The following is a 6,641-nucleotide window of genomic DNA, read 5'->3' on the forward strand; positions in this document are numbered from 1 at the left end:
CGGCGCGTGCGAGGGAGTCGCTGGCGTCGGCGGCGCCAGCGACGGGGCGAGAGCGAGGCTCTCGCTTGCAACCGGCGCGTAGCGCCGGTGGCGAGGCTGGGGAGGCGTGAGGCTGCGGTGCGGTGGGGTGGGACTCAAAGGGGCAACCGGGAGGCGGGCGCAGGCGACGTAAGGACCGCAGGAAGCGAGCGAAGCGAGTGACTGAGGACCGCAACGAGCGTGCGCCCGCCTCCCGGTTGGGGCTTTGGAGGTGTTCGCTGTCGGTCCGTCAGCAGCCGTGTATAACTGAGCGGCTGCCCCTTTGGAGGAGTTCCCCGTCGGTCCGCTGTCGTTCATTTATAAGCGATCAGCTGTCCCACCACCCGCGTCTCGATCCAGCCACGAGACCGCGATCGACTCGAACGGCCCGGAGTACTGCATCAGCGTCGTGCCGAGGATCGCCATCACGAGCACGTAACCGACCGCGAACGCGTTGATCGTCTGCGCGAGCGCCGGGTCGAACGCACCCGCCTCGGCCCCGCTCACGGCGATCGTCGCGATGATCAGCGAGAACTCACCGCGGGTCGTCATTCCGAGCGCGACGCGGGTCGACCGCTTCGTGCTGAGGTCGAAGGCGCGACCTGCGAAGAAGCCGGTGACGAGCTTCGTCGGCGTCGTGACGAGGACCGCGAGCGCGATCAGCGCCGCCACGCCGCCGAACAGCAGCGGGTCGGTGACGAGCCCGATCCAGAAGAAGAAGATCGCCGCAAACGTGTCGCGGACGGGTTCGAGCAGCGTCTCGATCTCGTGGGCGTACTCGGTCGACGCGAACGCCATCCCGACGAAGAAGGCGGCGACCGCCTCGCTGACCCCGAGCGCGAGCGCCCCGCCGGCGACGAGCACCACGGTCGCGATCGAGCGGAGCGCGACGAACTCCGGGTTATCGGTCGCCACCAACCGATCGAACGCGGGCGTACCGAACCGGACCGCGGCCAGCAGCGCGAGGATGAACCCGATCGCGATGCCGACGTCGGCCGCGGCCGCGCTCACGTCGCCGCCGCCGAGCACGAGCGCCGAGGCCACCGCGAGGTAGACGGCGATGAACAGGTCCTCGTAGACGAGGGTCCCGAGCAGCGGCTCGGCCTCGTCGTTGGCGATCCAGCCGAGGTCGATGAGCGACTTCGTGATCACCGCCGACGAGGAGATGTACACGATCCCGGCGAGCAGGAACGCGGGCAGGAACGCGCCGAAGACGAGCCACCCGAGGACGAGCCCTGCCCCGAAGTTCGCGAGGTCGATCGTCCCCGCCGTCCCGATCTGGCGCCGCCGCGCGAGCAGGCGGTCGAGGTTGAACTCCAGCCCGAGGAAGAAGAGGAGGAAGACGATCCCGAGCTCCGCGCCGAGCGCGATGAACTCCGTCTCGGGGACGTAGACGGTCCCGAGCGTCGGCGGGGAGACCCGTCCGAGGACGAACTCTCCCAGCAGCATTCCCGCGACGATGTAGAAGGGGATCACGGACTGGCCGAGGCGGTTCGCGAGCCACCCGGCGACCGCGACCGCGGCGAACATGACGCCGATATCGAGCAGCGCCATTACCGGTCACCGCCGGGACGGGCGGTCGGGAGGGTCGAGTCGGTGGCGTCTGACCGGCCGTTCATTCGGTGAGGAGTTCCTCGAACGCCGCGCAGTCCTCCGGCGTGCCGACCCCGATCACCGTGTCGCCCTCGCGGAGCGTGGTGTCGGCGGTCGGGCTGCCGAGGACCTCGCCGTCGCGCTGGATCGCGACGACGGCGAGCCCGGTTCGGTTGCCGATGTCCGCGCTCTGTAACGTCTCGCCGAGAAGCGGCGAGCCCGGCTGAAGCTCGTACCACTCCAGTAAGATTCCGCCGGGTAGGGTCGTCTCCTGCGTCTCGGGCTCGACCGGCTGGAAGTACGCGCCCTCGATGATGGAGCCGATCGTCCGGGCGAGGTCGTCCGAGAACTCGAACGCCTTCTCGGAGTCGGCGTCCGGGTCGGGCCGACGGAACACCTCGCGTTTCCCCGTGTTGTGGATGACGACGATCATCTCGCCGTCGTCGAGGTCGATCTCGAACTTCTTCCCGACGCCCGGGAGGTCGGATTCGCGGATCGTCATACCGGGAGGAGCGGTGCCAGTGTAATAGGTGTACACGTCGCGGGTCGCCCACGGCGACCCGCGGCGACACCGTCACCGCGATCACGACCGCAGCGCGTCGCGACGGCCGATCGCCCCGTACCAAACGCTAAGTGGGGTGAGACCGAGGTGGCGATCATGTGGCGCTCCCGGAAGAACCGGGACCGGCGAACGGTGACCTGCATCGCGTGCGGCGACTCGCTGCTTCGCGAGGACGCGCGCGAGTACGACAAGGAGGGGAACCGCTGGAACCGGCGCGACAAGGAGTTCGAGTACCTCTGTACCGACTGCGACGACGCCCTCTGCCACCAGCCCCGGGACGGGCTTGAGTCGCTGATCTGCGCCATCGAGGCCGACGGGCTCTCGCGCGAGGAGTTCCTCGGCCGGTACACGGACGCGGTCGCGACCGACGAGGACGGCACCGACCCGACCGGGTTCCGCGGCCGATCCGATCGCGACCGAGAGCCGTCGGACCGCGACCGGTAGCACGCCGCCGTTCCGGACGCCTCGGTCCGCCCCCCGACAGGCCTTTCTAACGGAGCCGCGTTGGTCCCGGTATGTCAGACGACGAGCCGAAACCGGGGTCCGCGGAGGATCAGGGTCCCGTGACGATCACGCCGGAGCTGGCGGACCGCCTCGCCGAGAAGCGGACCGAGCTGTTCGAGGAGTTCGAGGTCCCCGACGAGTTCCCGAGCGAGGTCCTCCGCGAGGCCGAGACCCGAACCGAGGGCGTGTACGACGAGATCGAAGCCGAGATCGACGAGCGCGAAGACCTCCGCGATCTCACGACCTGGACCACCGACCCGATCGACGCGCAGGACTTCGACGACGCGATCTCCATCGAGCGCGAGGAGGGCGCCTACCGGCTGTGGGTCCACATCGCCGACGTCACCCACTACGTCAATCCCGACACCGCGATGTGGGACGAGGCGGTGAAGCGGTCGAACACCGTCTACCTGCCCGACTACACGATCCACATGCTCCCGCCGGTGCTCGCCGAGACCGTCTGCTCGCTCGTCCCCGACGAGGACCGGCTCGCGCACACCGTCGAGATGGAGATCGACGACGAGACGCTCTCGTTCGAAGACATCGACATCTACAAGTCCGTCATCAACTCCGACGAGCGGCTCACTTACTCCGAGTGCGAGGAACGGCTTGAGGACCCCTCCCTTCCCCTCGGCGAGGAGAACGGGCTCGCCTTCGAGCTCGCCGACCGGATGCACGAGCAGCGCAAGGAGGACGGCTCGCTCGTCTTGAACCCCCGCCGTGACCGCGCGCACACCATCATCGAGGAGTCGATGCTGAAGGCGAACAAGGCGGTGACGCACACGCTGATGTGGGACCGCGGCGTCGAGGCGATGTACCGCGTCCACCCGCAGCCGACCCCCGACCAGTGGAACGAGGCCTTAAAAGAGATCCAGGAGCTCGACTCCGTCTCCATCCCCGGCGACGCGTGGGGCGACGACCCGCGAAAGGCGGTCAACGCCGCCTTAGAGGAGTCCCCGGGCCGCCAGCTCAACAAGATCCAGCGCGCCGTGCTGAAGGTGATGCCCCGCGCGAAGTACATGAACGACCCGTTCGGCGGCCACCACGCGCTCAACTTCGACATCTACGGCCACTTCACCTCTCCCATCCGCCGGCTCTCGGACACGATCAACCACTGGATCGTCCACGAGAACGACGTGCCGGAGAACCTCGTGGAGCTGTGCGACCACGCCAGCGACCGGCAGAAGGACGGCGAGACGGTCGAGCGCCTCTACAAGCAGTTCCTCCAAGAGCAGGGGCTCGACCCCCACGCGGTGAACAACCGCGGGATCGAGGTCGTCGACGACGCCGAGAAGGCGAAACACACGGTCTGAGCGCGACCGAACCGGATTCGGCCGTCGGAGGCGAGGCGGAGAAACGTATAGCCGACCGGAACGACCGCCGCTTGTCAGCGATCGGCCCGGGAAACGCACCGGAATTTATCAATGAGCTTTGCTGCGAATGAGAGATACTGATATCTAGAGAAGAACCTATATAAAGACAATCACTAATGAGGAACACATGCGTACTGAAAAACGCCCTAATTGGGAATATTTGCCCTTTCTTATCCAAGGATCAGGGATAGCGTTTTTCAGTATATTTATTGTCTCGTTCTTTTTATTTCATGGAATAAAAATCAGAATGTTACTTTCTGATAACTTCGTTTTCAGTCTTATTACCAACTTGCCGTTTCTGCTCGTGATCGGATATGCCGGCTACTGGCTCGACAAGAGTGAATTAACGGTGGAGCGGTACCCGCGCATCGGAAAGTGGTTCGCGGGTGGGATCGCCGGCTTCCTCGGTATAAATGCGATCATGATCGCCGTGTGGCCCACCGGTGCCACGTACAACGACATCATGTGGGGACTGTTCGCCGCAACCGTGGGTGGCGCAGGTGGTATCACTATGGGTCTGTTCGAGGCCCGCGCGATCGAGCGAGCGATCGCCGCCGAACGACAGGCGATGGAACGGACGCGGATCGAGGAGCGCAACGACCGGCTCGAAGCGTTCGCTGGTATCGTCAGTCACGACCTGCGGAACCCGCTCAACGTCGCCTCGGGACACCTCGCACTGGAACGCGAAAAGAACGACAGCGAACACCTCGATTCGATAGCGGACGCACACGACCGAATGGAAACGCTGATCGAGGACCTGTTGCGGCTTGCGAGGAGCGGGCAGGATATCGAGAACGTCGAACAGATCCGCCTGCCGGAGATACTGAAGATGAGTTGGGAAAACGTCGCCACAGCGAACGCGACGATAGAGACGGACGTCGATCAGACGATCCGAGCCGATCGGAACCGACTCCGACAGGTGCTCGAAAACCTCATCCGAAACAGCGTCGAGCACGGGGGCGAGAACGTCACAGTCACGGTCGGCCGTCTGGACGACGGATTCTATTTCGAAGACGACGGACCGGGGATACCACCCGACGATCGGGAGAGGGCGTTCGACGCGGGTTACTCGACGTCGGAAGGGGGAACGGGGTTCGGGTTGAGCATCGTCAAACAGATCGTCGAGGCGCACGAATGGACGATTGAAATAACCGACGGCACCGACGGCGGCGTGCGGTTCGAGATCACGAACGTCCGCTTCGTGGACGAGTGAGTCCGGGCGTTCGAACGCTTCGTGTTCGGGACGCTGCGATCCCGTCTCCGGGCACGACTCTGCCGACACGCGAACCTTGATACGGCCTCCTTTCCACCCGTCGACATGGTAACAGACCGTATCGTCGATCACTGCGAGGCCGTCGACGGCGAGCGAGCCGACCTATCCGAGCACGTCCTCGACTGGTTCGCGGTCGCGATCGGCGGGGCGGCACACGCCGACTCCTCCCCGGCGGTGCTCGACGGCATCGGACGGATCTCGGGGCCGACACCCGGCCCGGGGACGGACGCGGCCGCGACAGTCCTCCCGAGCGGCGAGCGGATGACTCCGGCGGACGCCGCCTTCGCGAACGGCGCGCTCGCACATAGCCTCGACTTCGACGACACGCATCTCCCCTCCTCGCTCCATCCCGGTGCGCCGACGATCGCCGCCGCGCTCGCGGCCACCGAGGGCGCCGACGCGAGCGTCGACCGGTTCCTCGCCGGCGTCGCGGCGGGCTACGACGTGGCCTGCACCGTCGGCGAGGCGATCGGGCCGGACTCCCACTACGACCGCGGCTTCCACGTGACCGCCACCTGCGGCACCTTCGGAGCCGTCGCCGCCGCCGGCGTGGTCCGCGGGCTCGACGCGGACGCGCTCCGGGACGCGTTCGGGATCGCCGGGAGTCAGGCGGCCGGCTCGCTGCAGTTCCTCGCGAACGGCGCGTGGAACAAGCGGCTCCACCCCGGCCTCGCCGCCCGCCGCGGGATCGAGGCGACCGATCTCGCCGCCGCCGGGGTCGTCGGCGCGGCCGATCCCCTCGACGGCGAGTACGGCTTCCTCGCGGGGTACAGCGACGATCCGAACCCGGCGGCGTTCGACCGCCTCGGCGAGCGCGACGCGGTCGCGGAGACCGGCCGCAAGCCGTACCCCTGCTGTCGGTACCTCCACCCCGCGATCGACGCGCTCCGCGAGATCGCGCCCGCGGTCGAGCCCGGCGCCGTCGAGTCGGTCCGGATCGCGATCCCGAGCGCGGGCGTCCGGCTCACGGGCGCACCCATCGAGTCGAAACGGCGCCCGGAGAGCTTCGTCGACTGCCAGTTCTCGGCCCCGTTCGCCGCCGCGCTCGTGCTGACCGAGGGGTCGGCCGGCGCCGAGGAGTTCCTCCGGGCCGTCGGCCGCTTCGACGCGCCGCCGCGATGGGACGACCCGCCGATCCGGCGGCTGATGGACGCGACGAGCGTGACGACCGACGAGGCGATCGAGCGGCGGTTCCCGGACGAGTGGGGAGCCGAGGTGCGCGTGACGGTCGGCGGCGAGACCCGAGAGGAGTCGGTGCGCGTCCCGCTCGGCGCGCCGGAAGCGCCGGTGTTGGACGTGGTGACGCAGGGAAAGGGCA

At 67.2% G+C, this 6,641-nt stretch carries 6 protein-coding genes; 4 read left to right on the top strand and 2 right to left on the bottom strand.

The annotated features are described in order from the left end of the window. Positions 1-336 precede the first annotated feature (336 nt). Both OQF71_RS05475 and OQF71_RS05480 read right to left on the bottom strand, forming a co-directional pair. Positions 337-1,572 (bottom strand): cation:proton antiporter, encoded by a 1,236-nt coding sequence (locus OQF71_RS05475; RefSeq protein ID WP_280586349.1) that lies wholly within the window; start codon positions 1,570-1,572, stop codon positions 337-339. Between the two features lie 61 nt (positions 1,573-1,633). Beyond that, positions 1,634-2,113: a TrkA C-terminal domain-containing protein gene (locus OQF71_RS05480; protein WP_280586350.1), complete on the bottom strand. Its 480-nt coding sequence runs from the start codon at positions 2,111-2,113 to the stop codon at positions 1,634-1,636. A gap of 156 nt (positions 2,114-2,269) precedes the next feature. Between OQF71_RS05480 and OQF71_RS05485 the strand changes: the two genes are divergently transcribed. From OQF71_RS05485 to OQF71_RS05500, 4 genes are all read left to right on the top strand, one after another. Next, positions 2,270-2,617, top strand: a complete 348-nt coding sequence (locus OQF71_RS05485) for a hypothetical protein (protein WP_280586351.1) — start codon at positions 2,270-2,272, stop codon at positions 2,615-2,617. Between the two features lie 71 nt (positions 2,618-2,688). Then, entirely contained in the window at positions 2,689-3,990 is a 1,302-nt protein-coding gene (locus OQF71_RS05490; protein ID WP_280586353.1) for a ribonuclease R family protein, read from the top strand. A 187-nt stretch (positions 3,991-4,177) separates the two neighbouring features. Further along, the gene (locus OQF71_RS05495; protein WP_280586355.1) at positions 4,178-5,263 is read left to right on the top strand and encodes an ATP-binding protein; all 1,086 of its coding nucleotides are present in this window, start codon (positions 4,178-4,180) and stop codon (positions 5,261-5,263) included. 105 nt (positions 5,264-5,368) lie between these two features. Beyond that, positions 5,369-6,641: MmgE/PrpD family protein (locus tag OQF71_RS05500; protein WP_280586356.1), on the top strand; the 1,273-nt coding region annotated here is incomplete at its 3' end.

The organism is Halorubrum sp. Boch-26 (assembly GCF_029889805.1).
Taxonomy (GTDB): Archaea; Halobacteriota; Halobacteria; order Halobacteriales; family Haloferacaceae; genus Halorubrum.